The organism is Paenibacillus sp. PsM32, from assembly GCF_030433815.1.
Lineage (GTDB): Bacteria > Bacillota > Bacilli > Paenibacillales > Paenibacillaceae > Saccharibacillus > Saccharibacillus kyungheensis.
Map to the genome: position 1 here is coordinate 56,867 of NZ_JARUWY010000015.1, position 26,949 is coordinate 83,815.

The 26,949-nt window shown below is 39.1% G+C and carries 21 protein-coding genes; 1 reads left to right on the forward strand and 20 read right to left on the reverse strand.

The features are described from left to right. Positions 1–421: 421 nt before the first annotated feature. On the forward strand, positions 422–2,068 hold the full coding sequence (locus QCD85_RS21055) for an esterase/lipase family protein (RefSeq protein ID WP_301263799.1): 1,647 nt from the start codon (positions 422–424) through the stop codon (positions 2,066–2,068). Positions 2,069–2,309: 241 nt separating this feature from the next. Here QCD85_RS21055 and QCD85_RS21060 read toward each other — a convergent pair whose 3' ends face one another. The 20 genes from QCD85_RS21060 to QCD85_RS21155 all read right to left on the reverse strand — a co-directional run bounded on the left by QCD85_RS21060 (position 2,310) and on the right by QCD85_RS21155 (position 26,608). After that, positions 2,310–3,119, reverse strand: a complete 810-nt coding sequence (locus tag QCD85_RS21060) for a histidinol-phosphatase HisJ family protein (protein WP_301263800.1) — start codon at positions 3,117–3,119, stop codon at positions 2,310–2,312. A 150-nt stretch (positions 3,120–3,269) separates the two neighbouring features. Then, positions 3,270–4,430: an NADH-dependent flavin oxidoreductase gene (locus tag QCD85_RS21065; RefSeq protein WP_273615900.1), complete on the reverse strand. Its 1,161-nt coding sequence runs from the start codon at positions 4,428–4,430 to the stop codon at positions 3,270–3,272. 182 nt (positions 4,431–4,612) lie between these two features. Continuing rightward, entirely contained in the window at positions 4,613–6,091 is a 1,479-nt protein-coding gene (locus QCD85_RS21070) for an MDR family MFS transporter (protein ID WP_301263801.1), read from the reverse strand. Further along, the gene (locus QCD85_RS21075) at positions 6,066–6,992 is read right to left on the reverse strand and encodes a TetR/AcrR family transcriptional regulator (RefSeq protein WP_274170237.1); all 927 of its coding nucleotides are present in this window, start codon (positions 6,990–6,992) and stop codon (positions 6,066–6,068) included. Before QCD85_RS21075 ends, QCD85_RS21070 begins: the two co-directional genes overlap by 26 nt. 326 nt (positions 6,993–7,318) lie before the next feature. Continuing rightward, entirely contained in the window at positions 7,319–8,332 is a 1,014-nt protein-coding gene (locus tag QCD85_RS21080) for a metal ABC transporter substrate-binding protein (RefSeq protein WP_301263802.1), read from the reverse strand. A gap of 60 nt (positions 8,333–8,392) precedes the next feature. After that, positions 8,393–9,313 carry a metal ABC transporter permease gene (locus QCD85_RS21085; RefSeq protein ID WP_273615896.1) on the reverse strand — a complete coding sequence of 307 codons (921 nt, stop codon included), beginning with the start codon at positions 9,311–9,313 and terminating at the stop codon, positions 8,393–8,395. After that, entirely contained in the window at positions 9,259–9,963 is a 705-nt protein-coding gene (locus QCD85_RS21090; protein WP_273615895.1) for a metal ABC transporter ATP-binding protein, read from the reverse strand. Before QCD85_RS21090 ends, QCD85_RS21085 begins: the two co-directional genes overlap by 55 nt. A 270-nt stretch (positions 9,964–10,233) precedes the next feature. Next, positions 10,234–11,592: an alkaline phosphatase gene (locus QCD85_RS21095; RefSeq protein WP_301263803.1), complete on the reverse strand. Its 1,359-nt coding sequence runs from the start codon at positions 11,590–11,592 to the stop codon at positions 10,234–10,236. 213 nt (positions 11,593–11,805) lie between these two features. Beyond that, positions 11,806–12,807: an aldose 1-epimerase gene (locus QCD85_RS21100; RefSeq protein WP_301263804.1), complete on the reverse strand. Its 1,002-nt coding sequence runs from the start codon at positions 12,805–12,807 to the stop codon at positions 11,806–11,808. A 94-nt stretch (positions 12,808–12,901) separates the two neighbouring features. Further along, the gene (locus tag QCD85_RS21105; protein ID WP_204824443.1) at positions 12,902–13,909 is read right to left on the reverse strand and encodes a Gfo/Idh/MocA family protein; all 1,008 of its coding nucleotides are present in this window, start codon (positions 13,907–13,909) and stop codon (positions 12,902–12,904) included. 93 nt (positions 13,910–14,002) lie between these two features. Beyond that, positions 14,003–14,365 (reverse strand): helix-turn-helix transcriptional regulator, encoded by a 363-nt coding sequence (locus QCD85_RS21110; RefSeq protein ID WP_069325894.1) that lies wholly within the window; start codon positions 14,363–14,365, stop codon positions 14,003–14,005. Positions 14,366–15,034: 669 nt separating this feature from the next. Further along, positions 15,035–18,211: a bifunctional cytochrome P450/NADPH--P450 reductase gene (locus QCD85_RS21115; RefSeq protein WP_301263805.1), complete on the reverse strand. Its 3,177-nt coding sequence runs from the start codon at positions 18,209–18,211 to the stop codon at positions 15,035–15,037. Between the two features lie 12 nt (positions 18,212–18,223). Further along, a complete protein-coding gene (locus QCD85_RS21120) occupies positions 18,224–18,802 on the reverse strand; it encodes a TetR/AcrR family transcriptional regulator (protein ID WP_274170241.1) in 579 nt (192 codons plus the stop codon). A 271-nt stretch (positions 18,803–19,073) separates the two neighbouring features. Next, the gene (locus QCD85_RS21125; RefSeq protein WP_301263806.1) at positions 19,074–20,234 is read right to left on the reverse strand and encodes an acyltransferase; all 1,161 of its coding nucleotides are present in this window, start codon (positions 20,232–20,234) and stop codon (positions 19,074–19,076) included. A gap of 45 nt (positions 20,235–20,279) precedes the next feature. Further along, complete coding sequence (locus QCD85_RS21130) at positions 20,280–20,489, reverse strand: hypothetical protein (protein ID WP_204824447.1); 210 nt, start codon at positions 20,487–20,489, stop codon at positions 20,280–20,282. Positions 20,490–20,720: 231 nt separating this feature from the next. Beyond that, positions 20,721–21,383 carry a general stress protein gene (locus QCD85_RS21135; protein WP_273615889.1) on the reverse strand — a complete coding sequence of 221 codons (663 nt, stop codon included), beginning with the start codon at positions 21,381–21,383 and terminating at the stop codon, positions 20,721–20,723. 146 nt (positions 21,384–21,529) lie between these two features. Continuing rightward, positions 21,530–24,073, reverse strand: a complete 2,544-nt coding sequence (gene hrpB / locus QCD85_RS21140) for an ATP-dependent helicase HrpB (protein ID WP_301263807.1) — start codon at positions 24,071–24,073, stop codon at positions 21,530–21,532. Between the two features lie 181 nt (positions 24,074–24,254). After that, entirely contained in the window at positions 24,255–24,620 is a 366-nt protein-coding gene (locus tag QCD85_RS21145; RefSeq protein ID WP_301263808.1) for a DnaJ family domain-containing protein, read from the reverse strand. A 171-nt stretch (positions 24,621–24,791) separates the two neighbouring features. Then, positions 24,792–25,598, reverse strand: a complete 807-nt coding sequence (locus QCD85_RS21150) for an SDR family oxidoreductase (protein ID WP_273616290.1) — start codon at positions 25,596–25,598, stop codon at positions 24,792–24,794. A gap of 176 nt (positions 25,599–25,774) precedes the next feature. Continuing rightward, positions 25,775–26,608: a hypothetical protein gene (locus tag QCD85_RS21155; protein ID WP_301263809.1), complete on the reverse strand. Its 834-nt coding sequence runs from the start codon at positions 26,606–26,608 to the stop codon at positions 25,775–25,777. Between the last annotated feature and the right edge of the window lie 341 nt (positions 26,609–26,949).

Below are 26,949 nucleotides of genomic sequence, written 5' to 3' on the forward strand. Positions count from 1 at the left end.
GCTTGTACTTTTTGTTACATACTTTGCCAAACTCAATATCCGCTCATCGAAAATGAACGATATGGACGTGTATAGCAACAGTTCTATTGCTAATAGTACTGTTATAGTAGAGATCGCTAACAACAGATGACCTCTTTGCTATCGTCCAAAGTGAATATGGCATGTTCACGAATTCTATTATAACCAGATTTCTAAAAATATACCTCTCATCTTTTCATTTCAGCTATAAAAATTTTAAATTTTTATTAATAGTAAGCATATCTGTATAATCAGATGATCGATTATGTATTAATTTTCCAATAAAAAGACTAGATTTGTAAAACCATTTTATACATAAATAAGTATCGCTTCTAATATTTCAAAATTAAAATCTTCCTGAGGATAATACTTATTATCCAGACCACATTACAGGAGGAATATAATGAACATCAAGCGCACGCTTTTAGGGGTATCTTTTACAATGATTCTTGGATTAACTGCTTTACCACAACAAGCATGGATGGCTCCCATTAATCCTGTAGTAGCACCTTCGCCGGGTGCATGGGCAACAGGACAGACTCCTGCCAATGTTTCTCCCAACAAACCTGCTATTTTATTTGTACATGGTCTGACCAGTAAAGCGAATGTCTGGTATGAAGATAATGATATGTATGAGTACGCATACAAAAATGGATATGAGACTGCTTTTATCAATATGTATGATATTACAGGCACACCGGAAGACATGTGGAAAGACGGAGAATTACTTGCGACCAAAATTCAAGAAATCAGCAAATATTTTGGCAAAAAATTAGTTATCGTGGCTCACAGTAAAGGTGGAGTAGATACCCAATCTGCATTAGTGCGTTATAATGCTTACCCTTATGTTTCTCGCGTCATTACACTCAGTACACCTCATCATGGCTCACAATTAGCCGATCTAGCGTATAGCAGCTGGGCAGGATGGTTAGCAGATCTTGTAGGATCGCAAAGTCCGGGAACTAGTTCCCTTCAGACATCCTATATGGATTATTTCCGCTCTGAAATGGCAAAAGATCCTGATGTTAATAAAGTTCCTTTTTACACAATGAGTGGTAATAAATGGTCTGGCTCTGGTAAAGCTTCGTATACATTCGGTGGGTCGTACTTATCATTGTTCGGTAGTAATGATGGTGTTGTGACTACAGAGAGCGCTCTATTGCCAGGTGCTACATTGATTCAGTCCGGCGCATGGAATCATAAGACTGTTCGTACAGGCTCTTTTACTTTTGATCTATTTAAATCTTATCTAGGTACGGTGCCTGCTGCTGTTGCTAGTCTACATGCTCCTTCTGCGGTAACCAAAGACACGTATAACGTAGACTCAGATATACAAGACACCCCTGCATCTGTTAATTATATGGCTCAATCTTCTCCTTCGACCAATACTAACAGTACTACTTCGGAAGAAGGTCATGGACAATATTATATTCGCGGAGGTCAACATTCCGGCACAGCCAATGAAATCTTAACTGTCGAAAATAATGTAAATCAAATCTCGCTTGATTGGATCAGCGATCAACCATTAACACATTTAGAACTGATCTCCCCAAGTGGCAAAGTACAAAAAGTCAAATTACAATCTACTCCAGACGATGAATTTTTCCATGGTGCTTATCACCAGCTAGTTACTTTACCACAACCTGAAGCAGGAGAATGGAAAGTACAAGCAACCAGTGCAACGAAAGGCGCTTATCTAATGACAGCCGTCTATACACCAGGTGCAGAGCAAGCCGAATTGAAAACAAATCTTTCTAACAACCAACTACGTATGAATGTAAATACAGAAGGTCTGGATCAACAACGCACTCACCTGAACTATACAGTGAACTATTACCATCCAGACGGTAGTAAGCTTGCTCCTCCTACAGAGCGTAACAATCGCTCGATGGCTACTTCAGAATCGGTGACTACGCCTGTTACCAATACACCGTCTATTTATGTAGTGACAACCGATATTGATGGCTATACAGAAGCAGGTTATCCTTATCGTCGTACATTAGTGAAGTCTGTCTATGTAGATGAGCAAGGCAATACGTACAGCAATTAACATTATATCTGACAACACATTGCGTACTTGATCAGTCATTTGACTATGGTAATAGATAAGATAGGTTACAGAGAATACGTATAAGCTCAAGATAGAGAAAAGTCAGTCTCTATCTTGAGCTTTTTTTCTATCTTGAACTTTTTTCTTATTTTATATATCTACTGACATGTATTGAACTATCAGTGAATGGCTTGATAGACACCTGCTAAGATGATCTTATCTACCCTGTTGCTTTTGCATCTTATTTCTTATCACGATAGTATTCATCTAGTGCAACAGCTTGTGGTTGTCTTTGGTTATACGTATATATAGCCTTGAATCCACATTCTTTTGCCAGTTGTATAGCATCACTAATCTCTGCTCCTGTATGTTCTACAAAATGTGAATCAGAACCGATCGTTAGTAATTCTCCACCCATTTTACGATATAACTGTAATACTTCTTTGGAAGGAAAAGGCTCTCCTGCTCCACCACGCCAGCCAGACGTATTGATTTCGATACCGATATGACGTGTGATCGCGGTCTGCAATATCGCTTCGATAACATCGTGATAATCACTCAGCTTATAATTTCCGATAGTACCTACTGCGTACCTTTTTAACAAATCTAGATGAGCAATTATATCAATGTCTGCATGCTGTACCATCTGTAATACTTCTCTAAAATACAATTTATAATGATCGATACCTTCTTGAGCAAGGAAAAGTCTTAGCTTGCGTTCGTTCATATTATGTACAGATCCGAGAATAAAATCGAGCGGTTGATGCGCCAGTGCTTCTTCGTATTGCGTCTGCATATAATGAGGTTCACACAATTCAATGCCTGCTTTGATGATTAATTTTCCTTCATATTGCTGTTTACACCTTTCGATCTCTGCCAAATACTGTGTAAAGTCTAAATGCCCGTACGTAGGCAATACAGGATTGACCGCATAATGTTCTGTAAAACAAATCTCTTGCAGTCCACGCTCTACTGCTTCTGCGCATACGTCACTCATCACAGCGCGTGAATCAAACGAATGATTTGTATGAATATGGTAATCATAGATCATTGCTATTTTCCTTCTTTCTTTACAATTCTATATGGCTTCTATTCAAGCCAATAACAGCTATCTATTCATAATATAGGTTCATTTTACATCATAAAAAAGACTGCCCTTCTTCTACCGTAGCAGAAAAAGAACAGTCTGTATATTGCATGCTTATTTCGTTAATGTGCTTGATTCTTCTGCATCTTTCACCGGGAACCAACCAGTCATAGACATGATAGAGTTCCATAATGGATCTGGAACGACCAGACGATCTTGATCATGCTTGGTTAACGAATAATCGATTTCTGACTCACGACCGGATTCTACTTTTTCTACCCAGTCTGGATCTACGATCAATTCGCGTCCAAGTGCTACCAATGGTACACCCGTATTCAATACGTTTAACGCATCGTCAGGTGTATTAACAGCACCTACACCGATCACAGGAACTTTAGCGCCTACACGTTCTTGAATAATTTCAAGACGGGAGCGTTTGTCATCGACACCACGACGCGGAGTAGAAGCATATTCCATAAGAGATACATGCAAATAGCTCAAGTTTTTCTCAGCTAGCGCATCGATCAATGTCAATGTATCCGCCATTGTGATACCAGGCGTTTCTGGTTCTTCTGGAGAGAAACGGTAACCTACGATAAAAGGTCCTTTAGCATGTTCTTTGACTGCGCGTTGTACTTCGTCTACAACAGCTAATGGGAAAGTAAGACGTTTTTCTAAGCTTCCGCCCCATTTGTCTTCACGACGGTTCGCATGTGGAGAAAAGAATTGTTGCACCAAGTATCCGTTAGCACCATGAATCTCTACACCATCAAATCCAGCTTCGATTGCATTTGCAGTCGCTTTACCAAAATCAACGATGATATCATCGATTTCTTGAGCTGACAATTCACGAGGAGCTGGAGCTTCTGTACCATCATTTGTACGATCTGTTGGAATAGCACTTGGAGCCGCTACATCGCCATTCACTAGATCAGGAGGACTTAGACGACCAGCATGGAAAATTTGCAAAACAGCTTTGGCACCGTTAGATTTCAACGTTGTCGCTAATTTGCGTAGACCTTCTGTAAATTCAGCACCTGTTGCGCCGAATTGATTTTGGAAACCGATACCGCCTTTGGTTACGTAAGCAACCGCTGTTACAGCCAAGCCTACACCTGCTGTACGGCGTGCATAATATTCAAGTTCTGCATCAGATACAGTAGCATCTGTATTAGAAGAAAAATGTGTCATAGGAGCAAGGACAATACGATTTTTTAATTCGATACCGTCATTCAGTTGGAAAGGTTCAAATAAAGATTTGTATTTTGTATTCAAAGGATATCTCTCCTATTCTCTTTATCGTTCATATTATTTAATGTGACTATATATATTATAGTAACCAATTCAATTTTATGCAAGTAATATACTAAAAATAATTAAGTATATTAAAATACCTATTGTCACCCTACAATGAATGTGAACAATAGGTATTTTGTCTATCTGTATTACAAGCTATTTTATGATTGAGAAACAGCTTTGCGTTTGTTGCTCATTTGAGACGATGATGCTTTTTCTTCTTGTGAAGCTGTACGTTTATGTGGTGGTTCTTTTAAGAAGAAAATTAAAATTAATGCTAACACCGATAAGCCCGAAGCCACTAAGAATGCCATATTGGTACCATGAATCAAAGCATTTTCAGTAGAATTTCCTAATAGAGCAGATGAAGAACTAGCATTTGTCAAAATTGTAATCAATACTGCTGTTCCGATTGAGCCACCAACTTGACGTAATGTATTATTCATCGCTGATGCGTGAGATAACAGATGTGTAGGCAATTGGTTCAGACCTGCTGTTGTCACAGGCATCAATACCATCGACATCCCGAACATGCGCAATGTAAACATAATCGTAATATAAGTAATCGAGGTCGTAGACGTTAAGAACGCAAATGGAATCGTTCCACCCGCCATTAACACCAGACCGATTGTACTGATTACTTTTGCACCGTATTTATCAAAAATACGTCCTGTAATCGGCGACATAATTCCCATTAAGATCGCACCAGGTAACACAATCAATCCTGAATGTAACGCCGTCATATGACGCGCATTTTGAATATATAAAGGCATCAATGTTGAGGCACCGATCATCGCGGTAAATACGATTACTGTAATAATCATCGAAACGGTAAATACACGATCTTTAAATACGCGGAATTCTAACAATGGTTCTTTTAACTTGAATTGACGAGTTACAAATAAATACAAACTGATTGCACCTATTAAAATACTAATAATAACAGTTGGATCACTCCAGCCTTTGGAAGCACTACTGAATCCGTACAGTAGACCACCGAATCCAAGTGTCGATAACGTTACTGAAGTCATATCTAGCTTAGGATTACGAAGTTCACTTACATTTTTGAGAGCAAATACAGCAATCACAAGGTCGATCACTGCGATAGGTAAAATAATGTAGAACAGTGTACGCCATGAGTAAGAATCTACGATCCAACCCGACAATGTAGGTCCGATAGCCGGTGCAAATGAAATGACTAGACCGATCATACCCATTGCGGCACCACGTTTTTCTTTTGGAAAAATAACTAAAAATACAGTTTGCATCAGCGGCATAATAATACCTGCTCCTGCTGCCTGTACGACACGACCTACTAACAATGTTCCAAAGTTAGGTGAGATCGCTGCAATGAATGTTCCTAATGCAAATAATCCTACAGACGTAATAAAAAGCGCCCGTGTTGAAAATTTATCAATCAAATACGCTGTAATTGGAATCATAATTCCGTTGACTAACATAAAAATCGTTGTTAACCATTGGGCTGCTGTTGCATCAATATTCAGATCAGCCATAATATGCGGTAATGCAGTGACCAGTAGCGTCTGATTCAGTATGGCTACAAAAGCACCTGCTAGCATAATAGCGACAATAAGCGTAACGTTTAATTTCGGCTTATTCTGTGTTGAGATATTCTCCATCTTTCTTTTCCTCCCATGTTGCACGATATACATGTTGTAGTTGAGCTACTTCCTGTTGAAGCTCTTCTCTCTTCTGTAAATATGCGATTAATGCTTCCATCATAAATGTTTGTGGTATAACCTTTTTGCGTTCTGTGTTTAATCGTTCGGTGGCGGCAATCAAATCAGGACGATTGGATTCAGGCGAACGCTGATGAATCGCTAGATTCAGTTCTCGCATCACTTTACGCCATTCACTTTCGCCAAAATATTTCTGTCTAACATCTGGAACAGACAAATCGAATTGTTGCGCCATTTGCTCGGTAACTAAAGGCACACTGTGACTATGTTTTTGGATCATAGCTTCCAGACTTTCAACAACAAATTCAGATAAAGCAGACAGCTCAAAAACAGTGTTGTTGTTCCAACGTAATAAAAACATAAATTCTTTCACAATTCCTTGCATACACAAGGCTAAATCCCACACAATCGGCTCTACTTTGTTCCCAAAAGCCTGAAGGATCGCTTCTTTTTGCCAGTTCAACATGGTGCGCTTGAACTGCAACATTGCTGTGCGAATTTGTGTACTTAACTCTAGTGGCATAGTCTGATTCAACACTAAGAAAAACTCATGCTTTAACACAAATTCTTGAAATTGTACTACGAGTTTCTGTGTAAATTGTTCTTTGGGTGATACATGATCTTCAAAATGTAATCGATTCGCTGCTAATAAAATCTCTTCATGCATCTGCTTCACAATCTGCAACAAAATGTCTTCTTTCGATTCAAATAACTTATAGATCGAGGCTTTGGACATATTACACTGTTCTGCTATATCCTGCACAGTTGTTGAGAAATAACCTTTTTCTGCAAACAACTGCCCTCCTGCTACAAGAATCAAACGTTTACGTTCTTCTACCATAATTCATAACCTCTTCTGCACTATACTTTCACACATTTTCTCTCTATTTGAAACGTCTAAAAACTTTCTAGTACTCACGAAACTCTGTAGTTCTTATACTTACTATTTTATACCCCGTTACGAATGAAGTCAATCTTTGCAACTAATAAAATATGTAAAATTGTTCATAAAATTTTCTTTCACCATATGATCGATATTTTTGATAACGTCTTATACCTCTCTCTGTATAACAAAAAAGACAGCCTCTATATGCGATAGAGAAACTGTCTTTAAGATTAGATGTATAATGATAAACGCAACGCAAGCATTAACATATTCATACGTTATTATTCATTTAAAGCTTTTTCAAGCGCTGCTAAGTTAGTACGCATCACTGAGATGTAATTTTCACCAGCAGACGTTTCTTCAGTTGTTAAGCCTTCTAATGGATTCAGCACAGCCGTTTTGGCACCGACTTCATCTGCAATTGTTTTGGCTACATTAGAAGAAACCAATGTTTCAAAGAAAATCGTTTTTACATTATTTTGTTTAGCAAAATCTACGATTTTGGCCATTGCTTCAGCAGATGGTTCTTGTTCAGGGGATAGACCTGCAATCGGTACTTGAGTCAGACCGTAATCATGAGCCAAATAAGCAAAAGCAGCATGTTGCGTAATAAAGTCTTTGCGTTTTACGTTAGATAGACCTGCTTTGTATTCAGCATCTAACTTTTGCAGTTCTGCAATATACGCATCTGCATTCTTTTTATAATCGGCTGTATGGTTAGGATCAAGCGCAGTCAAAGCAGTTTCGATATTACGTACTTCAGTCTGTGCCTGGATAGGAGACAACCACACATGCGGATCAAATTCTCCATGATCATGACCTTCTTCAGTAGCGTGTTCTTCTTCATGACCTGCTTCTTCGCCTTCATGTTCTTCTTCTGTACTTGCCATCAGTTGAATCCCGTTACTTGCATCGACTAATTTGGGACCACTATCTCCTAATGTATCTTTCACTTGATCGATCCATGACTCTACGCCACCACCGTTATATACGAGCATATCAGCATCGGTCATTTTAGCGATATCTTGAGCAGTAGGTTCCCAATCATGAGGTTCTGTACCTGCAGGAACTAACACCTGTACATCGGCTAGATCACCGGCAACTTTGGAAGTGAATTCTTGCATTGGATAAAAGCTAGTCACGATATGTAACTTATCTCCACTTGCGGTAGAACTACTCGTACCTGATGTTGATGATGCTGAATCGGAATTATTACCACAAGCTGCCAGCAACGTACTCATACTTAACAAAGCGATTAAAGGAAGTTTGATCCAACTCTTTTTTTTCATATTCATGTGTAATCACTCACCTCTCCTGATTCCTCTTTATTTATATATGATATGTGTTGATAGGATTTATCGTTTATTCAACACTTGTGTTTTCACTTTGCTATTTTGCTCGCTACGATTTTGTCGTTGCCAGAATCGGCGACTATCAATATCAGGTGTATATCCATCACTGTTGTTACGATTTAAGCGATAATAGATACGTTGAATCCCCATGCCTACTAATAAGAACGTAAGCAGTAATAGCGCTACTGTAGCACCTGGAGGGGTATTCACATAATACGAAGTCGTTAATCCTCCGAACATGCCGATCAGACCAATCGCTACAGCAATAATAAGTGCAGACGTAAATCCTTTGGCAAATCGAAGCGCTAGAGCAGCCGGTAAAGCCATCAAAGCAGATACTAACAACACGCCTACAATCGGCATCGCTGCTGCTACGGTCATTCCTGTTAACACAGCAAATGTCTGTGATAACCAGCGTACATGAGTACCACCGATCTGTGCAGTTTCTTCATCAAATGTTAGGTTATATAATGGACGTCTCATACTCACCCAGTAAATAATAACAAGTGCAAAAACAGTGCCTATAATCCATAATTGCGTGGTGCTGACGGCTACAATCGAACCAAAGAGATAAGAACTAAAGCTACGGGTTAACGATGAGCTCATACTCATTAATACCAATGCCAGTGCTAGACCACCTGTCATAATCACAGCCACAGATACTTCTCCATATCCACGAAAATTACGTCTTAATCGTTCGATAATCAATGAGCCTAATAAAGCGATAATAAATCCACCAATTGATGGGTTAAAACCAAGTACAGCACCTATCGCTACGCCTGCCAAAGATACGTGAGAAAGCGTATCAGCCATTAATACCTGTCTGCGCAAAACAAGATAAACGCCGAGCAGTGGAGCGATAACAGCAATCATTCCTCCGGCCCAAAACGCGCGCTGCATGAACTCGTAGTCAAACATGCCCATCCTCCACCCTCCTCTCTCTCCAAACGAATAATACGATCCAAATACGGCTCTGCTTCTTCCAGTCCGTGTGTTACCATCACTACAGTACGTCCATGTTTTTGCACATGATGACGCATCAATTCATAAAACCCTTTACGACTTTCCAGATCCATCCCTGTTGTCGGTTCATCCAGAATCAAAACATCGGGTTCTTGAGCAAGTGCACGAGCGATACAGACACGTTGCTTTTGTCCGCCAGATAATTCTCCTATTTTACGATCACGCAATTCCCACATGCCTACCGCTTCTAGTGATGATTGAACCAATTGAGCTTGCTGAGGGCCAAAGCGTCGAAATAATCCAAGATTCATATGACAACCGGAACGAACCAGTTCATAGACTGTACTTGGAAATCCACTATTAAATGAAGATACCTGCTGAGGCACATAACCGATTACAGGTTTGGATCCTTTTTCATTGCGCTTAATCTGTACTTGTCCACTCCAAGGTTTTAATATGCCTAACAATAATTTGAGTGACGTGGTTTTGGCAGCACCATTGGGGCCGCTTAACGCCAAAAATTCATTACTATATATTTCCATCGATAATCGATTAACTACCGGTTCACGATCATATCCAAAGATAACGTCTTGCATCGAAGCTAATAACAAAATATAGCGCTCCTTTCATTGTTTCCGTTCTTATCGTAATTTTTACGAATACCACCTGAATAACTTTACTCCTATGCTATTCCTCTTGTCAACCTATTTAAACAAAATAATTACGATTTAGATTTTTTCGTTTCATTTACTTCATTTAGATGCCTAAATTACTTCAATGTGATCTATCAAAAGCAAAAAAAAAGCCCTGTCCCTACCTTCGACTATTACGTCTGCAAGGTAAGAAGAGAGCTTGTTCATTCATTTATTCATGTACAATGATTATTGTTTTAATAAAGAAAAGATAATTTTAGCGTTATCTGTATTATCGATTAAGCCAGCAAATCTTTCTTTTTGTGGGCCAAAAGCATATACAGGAACATCTTCACCTGTATGTCCGCCTGTTGTCCACCCTGTAAAGGAACGCGTATCAAAAATCTTCTCGATCGCATTATCAATAGTAGTGACATCTTTTTTCACAGCTGCTTTTTGTACAGATTGAATCTCTGTTGCAGTTAACGGGATAGAGATATATTTTCTTAGTGTGCTTTTTACATTGGCACCTTTCGCGATTTCATTCGCCATAAAGTCAGGTGTACGTTTAGCTGCTTTTAACGATTCTACTTTGAAATTATATTCGCCACCAGCACCTAATGTCATTCCGCCTGTAGAGTGATCTGCTGTTGCTACGACTAATGTTTCACCATCTTTTTTAGCAAAGTCGATTGCTGCTTTGTACGCTTTTTCGAAATCGCCCATTTCGCTCATTGCGCCAACAACATCATTATCATGACCTGCCCAGTCGATCTGACTGCCTTCTACCATCAAGAAGAATCCTTTATCATTTTGATCCAGACGTTTGATCGCTGCATTGGTCATTTCTTCTAATGAAGGTGTTTTGTTCGTGCGATCAATCGCTTTGTCTAATCCACCTGGAGCGAACAATCCTAGCAATTGAGTAGTATTATTGTTCAACAAGCCATTGCGATCTGTTACATAAGAATAGCCTGCTTTTTTGAACTCTTCCGTTAGATTACGGTCTTTACGTACAAAATAGTCTTTTCCTCCACCTAGCAGTACATCAACTTTATGCTTACCATTGATCATTTCATCAAAATAATCATCAGCAATTCCAGCCATATTTTTACGACTCGGATCATGAGCACCAAAAGCCGCTGGAGTCGCATGCGTGATCTCCGAAGTTGCTACAAGCCCGGTAGATTTACCGTTTTCTTTCGCTTGTTCCAACACCGTTTTGACATTGGATTTGTCGTTATCTACTGCGATTGCAGCATTGTATGTTTTGACTCCGCCGGACATTGCTGTTGCAGCTGAAGCCGAATCGGTAATATTTTCTGCATCGTCTTCAGGATATGTAGTCTGCGCCCCTACAAGATAAGCATCAAAAGCTGTTTTTTCAACTGTTTTTGTTGCAGGGTTATCTTTGAAGTAACGGTAAGCAGTCATATAAGAAGGCCCCATACCGTCACCAATTAAGAAAATAACATTTTTTACTTTAGCCGGTTGATTCAAAGCGGTCATGCCATCATCCTGAGCAAGTGCAGTCTGCGATACTCCACCTGTCAATGTGATTCCAGCAAGCGCCGCAATCGTAATCATTTTTTTCATCGTTTGTTTCATTTTGTACAAATCCCCTTTTTTATCAATTAGAAAATATATGTATCAACAACCATATTCAATATACCGATCATTTGTGAATTCTAAACCTCACTAATATCAACGCAATGTAAATTTATAAAACGCTGTAAAAAAGCATAAAAAAACGCTATCCCTCTAGCGATAGCGTTTTTAATATTCTGCTCAAGTTGACTTCCCACAACACTTCTATATCTGTTACTTCTGAATGGTATACAAACGAGAACTTTCTTCCCAGATTTCGCCTTGTTGTAGACGATATAATCCTTTTTCATCATCAGGTAGATCTACATTAGGTGCATTCACCAGATTAGTCTGTGGCTCAGGGCAGATAAATTCACCACACGCAATATTGTTCCAGATCATCCAGTGCTTATATGCTGTTCCTACGTCATAGACTAATGTTACACCCAGACGTGTATCTGTAATTTCGGTAAAGTTACGTCCGCGCTGAGGTACAGCTGTATAGTGATTGTCTGCTTCTTCCCCAGAAGGATTCGCTCCATCTGCTTGGAACTGTTCTTCCCAAGCTGACAATGGTTGGAATTCGCCAGTTGGTAACATACGCTCTGTCATCTGATAACGCTTACCAATAGTCGCTTTAAATGACATATCTTCTGACGAACTATCTGTCGTAAAAGGAGCATTTAACGCAGTATGGAAAGCAAGCATCACTGGCATATCTTCTGCACCGTCATTACGGATTTGTATTTGTTGCAACAATCCATCGACAGACAATGTATATTTCAACTTCACTGTAAATTGATGTGGGAAATATTTATATACTTCATGGTGTTCATCTACACTTACACTCAGCAATACAGAACTGGATTGTTCATTAGCTTCGTACACATCCACATTCCAAGGAATGGTATGCAAAAATCCATGCAAATGATTATGTGTTTCTACTTCATTGATCGGGAAAGTATATGTTTTGCCATTCCATGTAAATGTTCCATCTTCATAGCGATTCGGTGGGAAAAGAACGGGAATCCCATTTACCCCTGGATTGGCACGAAAAGCATCCATCTCATTTTCTTTGGGTTCACGCAGAAAGCGGTATCCTTTTTCATGATCACGATAAGCAATAAGATTGGCTCCAATCGCTGGTAATACAATCGCTTCTTGCTTAGCATACGTCAATACAATAGCAGGTTCTCCTTGATACGATTGTTCAGAAGCGCTGGTAAGATTAGACATGAACAAATTCCCCTTTTCTTATTGTAAGATGTAAGATAGTTTGCTTGGCGAAAATTACTTTCTATTAGAGAAGTCGCGTTTATACTGCCAAACGCTAAACCAAACGGATTTTTTCTCCGCGTTTAGCAGATTCTAGGCATGCCGCGATTACTTTTGTATTGCGAATAGCATCTTCAGGGCTGTAAGGCAATGGTGTTCCATCGATGACAGCTGCCGCGAACGCATCGACTTGAAGAGCGAAATGATTCGCTACCTGTACATTTTCTTCGCGTTTACCTTCATCGGTATAGATCATCACTTGAGGCTCGCCTTCGCTATCATTGCGTCCAAAAGCATACGGTAATTTAATGCGTCCTTTGGTACCTACAATTTCTAGAGCACAGCTAGGGTACGCCCACATTCCACATTCAAATGTTAACGCCGCTGATCCGGGAAATTCAATCAGACCGGAAGCCATCATATCAACATGATCATGCTTGGCAGAAAAGAAACCTTGAACCGTCACTGCGACAGGTTCTGATCCAAAGTACATACGCGCAGCAGATACGGGATAGACACCCAGATCGTATAACGAACCGCCACCCATTTCACGACGATATCGCACATTATCAATATCTTCAGCATTGTTAGATGTAAATCGTCCATGCATCGAACGAATCGTTCCTATTTCACCTGATTCAATAATATCCCGCACACGTGCATGCTTGGGATGATAACGATACATAAATCCTTCAGCAAATAGCACGCCTGACTTGCGACAGACATCTACCATTTCAGCCGCTTCCTGTGCATCCAGTGCCGCAGGCTTTTCGCATAATACATGCTTGCCGGCTTCGGCAGACTTGATCGTCCATTCTTTGTGCAAATGGTTGGGCAATGGGATATAGACTGCATCAATATCAGGATCTGCTAATAACTCTTCATAACTACCATAAGCTCTTGGAATATTACATTGTTCTGCAACCACTTGTGCCAGTTCTAGAGAGCGACTTGCGATAGCCAGTGTCTCATTACGTAATGACTCATGAATAGAAGGGATGACGGCGCTTACAGCAATCCCGGCGGTGCTCATAATGCCCCACTTTAATTTACGTTCAGTCATGATTGTATTCCTTCCCTTCGTTTTAAATTAAATGATTTTAACTTTCCGGCAAGGAGGTTGCTTCGTTTCTTGCAGATCAATCCTTTTAGGACTTTATTTATAATTGTCTGTGGCGGCTTTGGTGAGCATACCAATACAACGATCGAGATCCACTTTAACTTGTTTTTTGTAGAGATTCGCTTTCTCATGTCCATCATCGGTAAAGTGATAGATAACAATCTCTTGAAAATCTACTTTGGGATCATTCCCTTTCAATTGCTTGGTTCGGTAGAGCACACCATCATGCACCAATTCGTGCAAAGCCCGATAAATTTCGCTCTGTGGAGGAGAATAACCAAACGACTCAAATCGTGCTTTCATCTCTTCTAGCATTTCATATCCATACCCATGATGTTCTTCAACCATAGAAATTAGATATAATTTGATAAAGGCTCGTTGTGCGATCATAAATGCCATTTCCTCGTCCCCCTTCTGCATACTGGTATGTGACCCGTTATCCAAAGGGTTAACCCATCAGAACATCTGTCCATGTTCTATTATATGAAATTTTCACTGGTTTGAAAAGTTAAGCAGTCTGTAATGACATAAGTAAAGTCAATAACAACTGTAATACAAGCAGAATGGATAGTCATATATTTGTGATTTGTATCTTTAATGATTTTGGGATTTTAGATGTCACGGTTGATACGAGATTTTTGATTTTTTCTATTATGAATTTTTCATATGTTGAAATAATTATAATAATAGTTATTGGAGTACTATTTCACGTTTTGCTACTCTATTCTTCTTCATGTTTATTTCCGTCTATTTTCAATCGTTCTTATCCTGTTTCTTCCTATTTTTCGTTATGTAATGATAAAACTATTATTAATGTCTTCTATTTGTTCAGATATGTTATCAGTTATTTATTATGAATTTTTCATGTATTTAAATAATCTTATAGTCTGAAATTATATTTGTAAAATCTAGATGTTTAATCATGAGATATCGTTGATCGAACACCCCACATGAAACATGAAAAACACCTTCAATTATTCACTTCAACTTGTCTAAGAATAAGCTGGTATGAATACTGAAGGTGCAATTTACAAAGGATGATAATATTTTTTTAGATTTTTGCTTATTTTAGATTCCTGTCCATACATCTTTGGCATATTGACCTTTACTTAGTAATTGGTCTAGCCATTGGACAGATTGTTCTTGATTCACTTTATGCACTTCTTGATAAGCTTCACATAATGTCTGTTCTACATCAGGAGCCATTTTGGTTCCATCCCCACAGATATAGAAATGAGCACCTTGATCGATCAGTTCGATTAATAAATGACTATCTTTTTTCATTTGATGTTGAACATATACTTTCACTTCTTCTTTTTCACGAGAAAATGCAGTATGCAATGTGACAATGCCTTCACTTGCATATTTTTCTAACTCTTCTCGATACAAAAAGTCATGTTCGGGATGACGGCAACCAAAGTACAAGTGAGCTTGACCGAGTGTATTGCCTTCTTGTTGTAACGCTTCTCTTGCTTGCAAAAAGCCGCGGAAAGGAGCGATACCTGTTCCAGGTCCTACCATAATAATAGGTGTAGCTGGATCGTCCGGTAATTGGAATCCTGATTGTGGTCTACGAATAAACATCACAACAGATGATCCGATCGATTGCTCGGCAAGGTAATTAGAAGCGATACCACGGTATTCCCCCTGACCACTACGTGCTGCCCCGCGTACTACACTGACTGTAATACTGATTCGATCAGGATACGCTTTGGGTGAACTAGAGATTGAATAGTAACGTGGTTTGAGTGGTGGTAACAATTCTAAGAAACGATCAAATGGAATTTCGCAAGCTTCATACTTTTCAATCAAATCTAACATCGTAATTCGCTTAGCAAGCACTTCTGTTTTATAGGTTTCTTCATCTAATAAAGCTTCTAATTCTTTGCGATGTGGAGGACATACCGTATAAGCAGCAACTTCTCGAATCTGTGCGCGTGTGGCTGCATCTTGTAATTCTACGCTGTGTCCTAGCAAGTCTGGTAAGCTTACAGGGCGTTCTAACGGCAAGTGTGCTGCACTGCGTCCACTGCCTTTTAGCAATAAATGATCTGATAATTTCAAATGAAAACGTTCTGTTACTCGCTGGATCAGACTGGCTGGATTCTGCGGTAATATTCCTAGATGATCGCCTTCATGATACGTTGCTTCAGCAGGTAAAGACACTTCTATATGGCGTGTACTGCGCCCACTATCATGATACTGTAGTTCACGATTTTCTAGAATTTCCGAATGAAAAGCATCATATGTCTCTGCAAGCGGTGTACCTACCATACCACTTACAAAACTAACGGATAGATTGCTATGCTCTTTCTTTTCTCCACCGCTATAATTCAGGTCAAAAGCACCCATCAATTGCGGCCACAGCTTCTCTTTCCAATCATCTAATTGCTTTTCAAAATCATCACTGGCATCGCCTTCACCAGCTTCATAGATACGACCTGCTCCTAGTTCAGCCAATCGTTGATCAATCAAATGCGGGATTTTCTGATACGTACTTGCCCAGTTATGATCTCCACAGCCAAATACTGCATATTTTACACCTTGTAATTCGCCTGCTTCTGCTCCTTGCAACCAATCTACAAAGTACTTCGCATTATCCGGCGGATTACCATTATACGAAGCAGAGACGATCAGCACCGCGCCTTCAGTCGGAAGTTTGGCTACGTAATTATCCAGTGTAGCCACTTCACTACGGAACCCTAGATAATGACCGGTTTCTGCTAATTCACGTGCTATGCCTTCTGCGGTACCTAGATTAGAACCGTATAAGACCAGTAGCGGTGTATGATGACCTGCTAATTGAGGATCGGCTTCGATTTTTTGAGCTTTTTCTTGTTCTGGTTTGGCTTTTTCCATAACTGCCACAGCTGTCGGACTTTTACGTACTTTGACTTGCATGGTGAAATGTTCTGGCTTGAGTGTTAAAGATTCTTTGATTTTGAGCTGGTAATCAGTATGATCTATTAATTCAAAATGCTTCAATACCATACCCAGTACCATAGTAGCTTCATGCATAGCAAATTGTTGCCCGATACATGCACGTTGTCCATTTCCAAACGGTTTGTAAGCATGATGAGGTACTTGACTATCATCTTCAAAACGTTCAGGACGGAATTCTTCTACATCTTCGCCCCATGCTTCTGTATCACGGTGTAACTTAGGAATCAATACACTGACTGCATCGCCTTTATTCAAATGATATTGTCCACCTAATACCGTATCTTCTTTAGCATATAGAGAAAATGCAGGTGCTGTTGGCCATAGACGCAAAGCTTCATTCAAAATCATACGCACATAATCCAATTGTCGCACTTGCTTATACGACGGCACTGGATCAACGAGTATGCGATCTACTTCTTCATATGCTTTTTGCAATTTATCTTTATTTTTGAGCAAATAGTAAATAGCAAACGATAACAGTCCACTTGTTGTCTCATGCCCGGCAATCAGGAACGTGATCATTTGATAACGAATATTTTCATCGTCTAAGGTTTCACCTGTCTCTGGATCTTTACCATTGAGCATATGAGATAGCAGATCGTCTGTACCTTCTGTTATTCCTGCACGACGCTCTGCAATCATTTGATCTACGGTAGCAAACATGTGTTCAATATCTTCCTTGTGCTGTTGCTTACGATCTATCGTTAAATTATCTTGACTGTCTACATTTTGCAATTGACCCATCGCTTCTTCAAGAGCACGGCTCATACTTACAATGAAAGGATGAGGTTGATCGCGGTAAAAGCTGTTAAAACGATAATTGAATCCACATAATCCAATCGTATCCAGTGTCAATCGAGTCATATCTTCAGGAACGTTGACACTTTCATTAGGATTCAAACGCGCCCATTTCTGTACCAGTTGAGTCGCAATATCTACCATCATGTTCTGATATCCTTGCATAGCCCGTTGACTAAAGCTAGGAAGTAAGATGTGATGAGCTTTTTTCCAATTAGGTTCATGTGTCCAGCTTGTGAATAATCCATCTCCTGTGAATGGGCGCACATTTTGAAGCGGAGTCCATATATTTTTATCAAATCGAGATTCGTCACAAGCTTCTTGTACTAACCGATGCCCGGAAAGATAAATCTGTTCTCTTCCTGGCAATTCCATACGAAAAATCGGTCCGTATTCATAAGATAATTTGATAATAGACTGTAACGGTGTCTCTGCATCAAGTAAGTGTAAATTGCCAAGTGAGCCTTCTTTTTTCGGTTGCGGAATATCAGTATAGGTGGTCATTATGATTCCTCCTTATTTCTTATATTCAATAGCGTTCCAACAACATTCTTCCACTTGCTCTATCAATTCTGCGGATAATACGACGCCTCCCAGACGAACGGCATTATACAATTCTTTGAAAGCTCCAAATACAATTGCTATTAATACAGGTGACGACATAGAACGAATCATTTTTTGTTCGATTCCATAATCACAAAAGGCATATAATCCTTTTTGTAACTGTTCAAATAATTGTTTATTTTCTAGAGTTAAATACCATCCCTGTGCATGAGTAACCAGAAAGTGCAGTCCGTTAATATCTTGCTTGGCAAAGGTAACCATTCCATAAAAAAAATGCCTGAACTGTGTTCGAACATCGTCGCCTTCTTGATACAATTGACCTACTGTAGCTTCTGTTAATGCCAATGTACCTTGCTTGAACAATGTATTCACCAGCGCTTCTTTATTTTCAAAATAACGATAAATCGTCCCTGCTCCAACTTTCGCAGCTTCTGCAATCATAGGCACTGTGGTGCCATCAAATCCACGATCAGCAAATAAAGAAAGAGCCGCTGATAAAATTAAATCTTGTTTGTTTAATGTAGCTTCCATTGACTTCACCCCTTCCATATTCGTTATATGCATGTTCTATACTTTTTAAAATTCATCATCATATTTTTTACATAATCCCTGTCTTAATTATTACCTTAATAAGAGCGGAATGAATATTCATTCCGTATTTATACTATAAACTGGATCAACTATCAGTTTCAACTTTGGTGATCTAAACCCTTGAAAAATCTACGTTTTGGCGTATATCTTATAGTAGATATACAGAAAAAAGCAGACATCGATTGTAGACCGATGTCTGCTTTTTTTATGATCATATTTTAACTTCACGCTTTTTACGTAACGACATACCTGTTAACCAGTATCCATAAGGAATATGCGAGATCACATAGGTTACCAGTACCGATAACACAAGTGTAATGATCCATACCAATAACATTCTAATCGTAATATTCATTCCTGCTAATAATGATTCTTCAATAATATAACTGATTCTCAACATTAAAGCATGAGCTAAATAACCACCATATGAGTAACGACTCAATGTGATCCATAATTGTCGATGATACGTACCACCATTAGATTGAATACTCAAAGCTACAATATAGATCAACGCTAGAAAAGCAATCAAAAACAATCCCATAGCTGGTTGTAATAATGTTAATGCTATAAAACGTCTACCAAATGGAGCTTCTGGAGGAAAATGCCCTAAAACGAGCCCTGTATAATACACCGCAAACAACCCGCATATCACTATCACAGGAAATTTAACCCGTTTTAGGATATCCAGGAACACATTTATATGTAATCCAGCCAATGCACCTAATAGAAAATAAAATAAATAGTAGATCACATTACGATCAGCATAGGTTGTAAAATAGGCACTAATTACCGGAATATGCAACGATGTTGCGGTATCCGTAATCAAAGGTCTTGCGAATAAAATAAGCTCATATCCAGCAATCAATCCAATGATCAGTAACCATGCACGTTTTCGTTGACCATTGACCCATTTCACTATTTTTCTGACAGCTATACGTAAAGGTGGAAACAATAAATACATCGGAATAATCATCACAATATACCATAAATGGTAACTTGATTTGCCAGTAAGCCAGAAGCGAATCATTGTAGTTATCGATTCCCAGAAGGGATGGTTATAAATGCCTACCATAAACGAATAGATAACAGACCATAACAGATAAGGCACAATAATATCTTTAAACCGTTTACGTACAAACGATACATAATTGATTTTGCCTTCATAGTTATAAAAAAGCACCAGCCCTGTGATGAAAATAAAGGCCGGTACTGCAAATTTGGCCGCTAATAGCAAAAGAGTAAGCCGAGCCCCATCCTCCATTTTCAATTCTGGGACTACAGAAAAATGAGCAATCGAATGCTGAAGCACGACAGCGGCAAAAGCCATACCACGCAGAATCTCGATTTCTCTTAATCTAGGTTTTTTTGTCATAATGTACTCCTGAAGGAATATTCAATACTTCTTCATAAGTCGGTCTTATGAAGTCAATCGTGACCCACAACCCCAGCTTGCTGTATTAGACATTGTTGGTGTTGGCATACGCTGTGATTCATTTTTGGGTGATGGTGACGGTGCACCTGGAAGACGAAGTTCGTTGCGTAATTTGTTGATCCATTTACGACGATTTCTCTTTTTGTCCTTTGCAGAACCAGATGTAGGCTGAGTCAGTTTATCCTGTACGTCCATGATTATAACCTCCTCATTGATATAGTAAAGGGAACATAATACATACCCTTTCACTGTCAGTATACCTCTTCTAACGATAATCTAACAGGGCATTTATAACCTAATGCACATTTTTTTGGGAAATTCATTAGCGAATCTAGTAGAATAATGACGAAAAGCTTACCTCCAGTCAATAATTTGACCAAAGATAAGCTTCTCTGCTGTCTATCTATTTAGATAATTTATTATCGATTATACGCCGTAACCGCCATTAGAATACGAAGTTAATTTGTTGTCTGATCCCTGGCTATCATCATTTAGGCTATCTTTATCGACACCTTTGTGCACTTTGGATGCATTAGGATCTTCGGTAGTACGTGTCTCAGGTTGCGCTTGAGTAGTTGTACTCGTTTCTTTTGCACGGTAACGTGTTTCATTCAATGTACGGTTGTTACGGAATACACCGTATACATTATCATAACGATCGTCATCTTCTACTAAGACAAGAATTTTACCGTTATTTACATAATCTTGGTACTCTGTAGCTTCATCTTCTGGAATACCCATACCGATCAAACCACCTAAAAGACCGCCTGCGCCTGCTCCAACAGCGGCACCAGTAATCGTTGCTGCAATTGGACCTGCTGCTAGAATTGGGCCGATACCAGGAATCGCTAATGCTCCAAGACCTGCTAACAATCCTGCTGTTCCTCCAAGCACGCCACCTGTTGTTGCTCCTGTTGCTACGCCTTCAGGTGCTTTGGTATCTGTTTCTTCTGTAATATTGCGCAACTCTTCACGATCTTTAGTAATAACAGAGATTTCTTCTGAAGAAAAGCCCTGACTTTTTAATTGTTCAATCGAATTGGAAGCTTCTTGTTCTGTATTAAATACACCTACAATTTTCTTATCCATTTGTAATTACCTCCCGAGTATGAACCTTCTTTAAGTTACTATTATAAGGTTGTCTGTGAAGTTATTACCCGTCCTTAGATACCTTCAATCGGAATCAAAAAAAATGTATTGACAAATCAATATTTCTGTAGTTAGACACTTAGCATTTAAGATTGGCGAGGTTTCGCTCGATGTGTAGGTTCCGCTGTTAACGGATTATCTGGCCAGTAATGTTTGGGATATCTACCTTTTAAGTCTTTTTTAATCTCAAAATAAGCATGTTGCCAAAAGCTAACCAAATCATTAGTAACCTGTACCGGTCGTCCTGCCGGTGATAATAAATGTATCGTCAAAGGATGATGACCAATCATCGGTGTAGTCATACATCCGAATAACTCCTGTAATCTAACAGCGATAAACGGGCGCTTTGGATCAGTATAGTTCACAGCAATACGTGATCCGCTAGGCACTTCGATATGTGTCGGCGCTAGTCTATCTATGGCTTGTCGTTGTTCCCAGGATAAGCGATGTAGCAATAATTCTGTTAGATTTAATTTTTTTAATTCATTGAAGCGACGGATTCCTTCTATATAAGGAAGTAGCCATTCATCCATTTCTGCTAATAAAGTGCTATCATCCATTGCAGGATAATCAGGATCAAGCTGATGCATAAAAGAGATCCGTTCTCTCCATTGTATGGCAGCTTTGGTCCAGTTCAAGCTATTCAGACCTTTATAACGAATCGCATGTATTATAGCTAATTGAATCTGTTCAGCGGAAGGCTTAGGATCAGATACCGATTGCAATAAGATTGCGCCTAGATAAGTATCGATTCGTGCAGATATTGATTCACGTTCTTCATCATAATCAACTTGGTGTACAGATTGAATATGATTGGCATGTATTCGACGAAGTTGTGATTCACTCACTTCAGCCGCTAGTCGAATCACACTATCTGTTCCTGTATCATCTAATTGTGCTGCTACAATATAAGAAGCTGTTGTCAGATAATCAGAACGATGTGCAGAAGAAGCAAATGAAGCACCACGCCCTATACGTAATAGAAATGTACTATTACCACGATTTTTGGCGATACGATCAGGATAAGCTACCGATAACAACATCCCTGTATTGGATGTGGAAAGATCAGGATCAATTGAGCTAGGAGTATCATATCCTTGAATCAGACGTGACTGTTGTTCAAAACGCCGACTCCATTCTTTGATACGCTGAATAGCTCTAGGATCTACTTGATAAGAAGAATCACCCTGAAGAGCCTGTACCCGATGTTCTATATCTGCACCTGCTTCATGAAAAGATAACAGATCACGTTCTTGCAACAATGCCGCAAGATCACAAGCTTGTTGAACCATGCCTAAAGGAATAGCATGTACAATCATATGAGCGAGACGGGGATGTACACGTAGCTTGGACAATTCGCGTCCATGCGCTGTAATGCCTTTCTGCTCGTCTAATGCTTCCAAATCAATAAGCAACTGACAAGCTTGCTCATAAGCAGCTTGCGGTGGCTGATCCAACCAGCTTAATTCTTTTATATCCGTTCCCCAGACAGCAATATGCAAAGCCATAGATGTTAGATCACTTTGGACAATCTCTGGTGAACGAGTAGTTGCTAAATAAGATTGTTCTTCTTCACTCCACAGTCGATAACATATACCTGCTTCTGTGCGCCCTGCTCTACCTCTACGCTGATCTGCACTATCTTGTGATACACGTTCTGTAGCTAGATGCTCCATCCCTGTACGAGCGGAAAAGACAGGAATACGGGTCAGGCCACTATCAATCACAATCCGAATCCCTGTAATCGTAATACTTGATTCAGCCAATGAAGTAGCTAATACTACTTTACGCATCTTGTTTGCAGAAGGAATAATCACTTGATCTTGCTCGGACGAAGTCATACCACCATGCAGAATCAGCAATTTGGTAGAATTATTGATCGAGTCGATAGAGGATCTACATTCTCGCTGTACAGCTCTTATCTCACGTATACCTGGCAAAAATACTAGGATATCACCTTCATGTTGTTGTAATGCTTCTTGGATGGTATTAGCTACTTTTTTCGCCCAATCGGAATAAGGACGTTGATACATTTTAAAAATTGATTCACCTTGTACATAATACGTATGCACAGGATAAGTTCGACCTGCACTAGACAGTATAGGAGCATCTCCTAATAAATGAGCTACAGGCTTAGGATCCATCGTAGCTGACATCACTATCACTCTTAAATCCTCACGCAAAATAGACCTGCTCTCTATCGTTAGAGCAAGCCCTAGATCAGCATGCAGATTCCGCTCATGAAATTCATCAAAAATAATCAAACCAATCTGTTCTAATGAAGGATCATGTTGCAACATCGCTGTCAAAATCCCTTCAGTAACGACTTCGATCACTGTATTCTGACTTACTTTGCTATCCAGTGCCACCCGATAACCTACCGTTTCGCCTACTTGCTCTCCTAAGGAAGCTGCCATAAAACGTGCCGCAGAAATAGCGGCTACCCGCCGCGGTTCTAGCATAATGATCCGCTTTCCTTGTAACCACGGTTCATGTAATAAAGCGATAGGAATACGAGTCGTTTTCCCTGCTCCGGGTTCTGCTGTGACTACGGCTACTCCTTGTTGATCTAAATATATTTTCAAATCAGGAATCAACGCATCTACAGGCAAATTCAATAATTCAGTCAAAACATAATTCCTTTCTATAAGCGCCTGACGATATAAGCACTATTTGTTCTACTTTTATCAAAATGATGGTTAGCAAAAATGATTTAAACTCTTCTATTCAAGTCATATATACTATCAAGATAGTAGCATTAAAATAGTAGATATATGATTGATCATTTCTATTTAGATATCTAGGATGATGTTAAGTTAATCGCTTACGAATTTGATTCTCATAGCGGTGATAAGAAGCATTTTCTTGTAATCCACGCTGGCTAGTAATCAGTTGTAAACGTAACGTTTTTTCATCCAATTTGCGATGTAACGCTTGTCGTTTACCTGCATGTTCACAAGCTGCAATCAGATCGGTTAACGTCAACATCTCTTGTCGCAATTGTAACTCCTCTGGAATAATACCTGCATTTTTCATAACTTTATAAGCAGCTCTTAATTCTTCAGGCACATGAGATAAATCTTCCAGTGCTAACGGTTTTCCTTTACCTTCCAGATCATCAAATTCTCCTTGTTGTATAGCTTCATTGATTTTCTGTTCTGCTAACCACGATAACATAGGATAGTCACCTCTTTGTTATAATGTTTGTATATATCATCTTCATTATACCTATTTAACTGACAGCGATCGATAGAATGACATGATAATATAACAAAAGAAGCTCCTATAACAGAGCTTCTTGATATGATATCATCATTTGATCTTTGTAATTAGATAGTCAGTAATAGATTAACACAATAGAGATTCGGCTCCATCAATCGTAATCTGTGCTCCTGTAATATGAGCCGCTTCTGGAGAAGATAAGAACGTGACCAGATCTGCTACATTATCTGCTGAACCGGATTGTCCAGCTAACGGTTGACGACCATGTGGGAACTCGATAGGAATCGCTATATTTCGTACCAGCTCATTTACTTCTGTACTTTGATCGATATTTGTAGAGATCGCTCCCGGACAGATTACATTAACACGTACTTTAAATTTAGCCAGTTCAAGAGCTGCCATTTTGGCAAAAGCAACTTGCCCTGCTTTGGAAGTACTGTATGCTGACATACCGAAGCTTGCAAATGTCGTGTTACCATTAATCGAACTGGTGATCACAATACTTCCGCCACCATGCTCTTTTAAGAAAGGAAGCGCATACTTGATGGTAAGGAAAGTACCACCCAAATTCGTATTGATTGTACGCTGCCAATCTTCAAATTTAATTTCATCTATTGGAGCAAGAACTCCGTTAATACCTGCATTAGCGAAAACGATATCCAGACCGGTAAAATGCTCGGCTCCTGTTTGAATAGCATGTTTTACTTGTTCTTCATTTGCAATATCCATCTCAAAAGCCAATGCTGCATCAGGACGAATCGCATTTGCTTCTGCTTCTGTTTCACGTATACGTTCAAGCGATAGATCACATAAGATCACATTCGCTCCTTCAGCTACGAATTTAAGAGCCGTCGCTTTACCAATGCCAGAACCTGCTCCGGTAACCAACGCTGTTTTTCCTGCAAAGCGATGTATATTGATTGTAGATTCCATCATTTGCTCCACCCCTTTTGAATAAAATATGTATACACAGGCATTCTACCGTGTGCTTCAACAATTTACCCAATATAGACAGGGATGGAATCACTTTTTTTTATTTATTTAGCAAAATCGACAATATAAAACCGAACAGCACAATTCTGCTCGGTTTTATATTGTCGATTTTTAATTTAAGAAGGATCAGGTTGTTGCACCCAATCAAGTAACATACGTCGTAATTGCTTTTTATCTACAGGAACAGCAATTACCCAATCTTCATCATCTTGATTACTCATTCGAACGATCCAATTCGTATTCTGATCGGCTAACAATACCGCTCCTTGACGTTGCCAATTATCTTCTTCCCATTGAGAAAATTGAATTTCAGCACGCAAACTATAGTTATGCAACACTTTGGCAAAAATACGTGAACCTTCTGAATCACCTGTCATTTGCGTCAATTCTGTTGTAATCTTATCTAAATGAATATGTTCTCCATGATGAAAATACTGATCAAACCAATGTTTGGAAAAAGTTAAAGCAGGCATTTCTCCAATAGCATTATTACTTAGTTTCATTCGTCGTAACAATAAAGTACATGCTTTGTTCAGACTTCCGAGTTCTGTTAAAGTGTAACTTCCCGGCAAAGCAGAAGCTTGCTTAATATCGACTACTGTCTCATGAGTAAAATAGCTATTTCCTTCACGAACTTTATTAGTCGTATCTGTAGCATAAAAGTAACGGATACAACAGCCACGCTTGTAAGTGCCTACGAATTTCCCTTGTAAATAAGCATCTGGCGGGTGAAGCGATATTTCATCTTGATTATCTATCGTTAAACATCCTTTTTGTACAAGAGATGTACTTGCTTGCTTCCATATATCAGCCAATTCTTCGACTGTACTATCTTGTAACGGATTATCCATTCCCATGATCTGATCAAATCCAAGCACATTGCCTAAAAAGAACAGTTCTTTGTCTGTCAACGTTATCATAGGTTCTTTGGAAGAGTTCAAAGTTAACATGTAGGTCCATCTTCTCCCTTCAATACTGACATGTGAGCTTTTGTAACTATATAAAGGGCAATGATGTAGTAAATTATACAATAAAGGTTCTTAGTACCTATTCCAATGTAGCACTATAGGCTTAATTTTGTCAATTGTTTCACGAAATATATTCCATTTTTACCCATATATGATTATTATAAGTAATATGATATGTAGATTTTAATGTAGCTTCATGAACATTATGTGTCTCACTTTAAAATTAATGCTCAGGTTTTAGGTGAAAATCATGTAATTTTAAGTTTTCTTTAAGGAAAGGTGATTACAATAAAGTCAAGTTAGTCGAAAGGCTAACACATATC

Excerpts from the sequence above, each read along its gene's own strand:
- QCD85_RS21055 (WP_301263799.1), top strand. The coding sequence starts at position 422 with ATGAACATCAAGCGCACGCTTTTAGGGGTATCTTTTACAATGATTCTT.
- QCD85_RS21060 (WP_301263800.1), bottom strand. The coding sequence starts at position 3,119 with ATGATCTATGATTACCATATTCATACAAATCATTCGTTTGATTCACGC.
- QCD85_RS21070 (WP_301263801.1), bottom strand. The coding sequence starts at position 6,091 with ATGGAGAATATCTCAACACAGAATAAGCCGAAATTAAACGTTACGCTT.
- QCD85_RS21075 (WP_274170237.1), bottom strand. The coding sequence starts at position 6,992 with ATGGTAGAAGAACGTAAACGTTTGATTCTTGTAGCAGGAGGGCAGTTG.
- QCD85_RS21080 (WP_301263802.1), bottom strand. The coding sequence starts at position 8,332 with ATGAATATGAAAAAAAAGAGTTGGATCAAACTTCCTTTAATCGCTTTG.
- QCD85_RS21085 (WP_273615896.1), bottom strand. The coding sequence starts at position 9,313 with ATGGGCATGTTTGACTACGAGTTCATGCAGCGCGCGTTTTGGGCCGGA.
- QCD85_RS21095 (WP_301263803.1), bottom strand. The coding sequence starts at position 11,592 with ATGAAACAAACGATGAAAAAAATGATTACGATTGCGGCGCTTGCTGGA.
- QCD85_RS21100 (WP_301263804.1), bottom strand. The coding sequence starts at position 12,807 with ATGTCTAATCTTACCAGCGCTTCTGAACAATCGTATCAAGGAGAACCT.
- QCD85_RS21105 (WP_204824443.1), bottom strand. The coding sequence starts at position 13,909 with ATGACTGAACGTAAATTAAAGTGGGGCATTATGAGCACCGCCGGGATT.
- QCD85_RS21110 (WP_069325894.1), bottom strand. The coding sequence starts at position 14,365 with ATGGCATTTATGATCGCACAACGAGCCTTTATCAAATTATATCTAATT.
- QCD85_RS21115 (WP_301263805.1), bottom strand. The coding sequence starts at position 18,211 with ATGACCACCTATACTGATATTCCGCAACCGAAAAAAGAAGGCTCACTT.
- QCD85_RS21120 (WP_274170241.1), bottom strand. The coding sequence starts at position 18,802 with ATGGAAGCTACATTAAACAAACAAGATTTAATTTTATCAGCGGCTCTT.
- QCD85_RS21125 (WP_301263806.1), bottom strand. The coding sequence starts at position 20,234 with ATGACAAAAAAACCTAGATTAAGAGAAATCGAGATTCTGCGTGGTATG.
- QCD85_RS21130 (WP_204824447.1), bottom strand. The coding sequence starts at position 20,489 with ATGGACGTACAGGATAAACTGACTCAGCCTACATCTGGTTCTGCAAAG.
- QCD85_RS21135 (WP_273615889.1), bottom strand. The coding sequence starts at position 21,383 with ATGGATAAGAAAATTGTAGGTGTATTTAATACAGAACAAGAAGCTTCC.
- QCD85_RS21145 (WP_301263808.1), bottom strand. The coding sequence starts at position 24,620 with ATGTTATCGTGGTTAGCAGAACAGAAAATCAATGAAGCTATACAACAA.
- QCD85_RS21150 (WP_273616290.1), bottom strand. The coding sequence starts at position 25,598 with ATGGAATCTACAATCAATATACATCGCTTTGCAGGAAAAACAGCGTTG.
- QCD85_RS21155 (WP_301263809.1), bottom strand. The coding sequence starts at position 26,608 with ATGTTAACTTTGAACTCTTCCAAAGAACCTATGATAACGTTGACAGAC.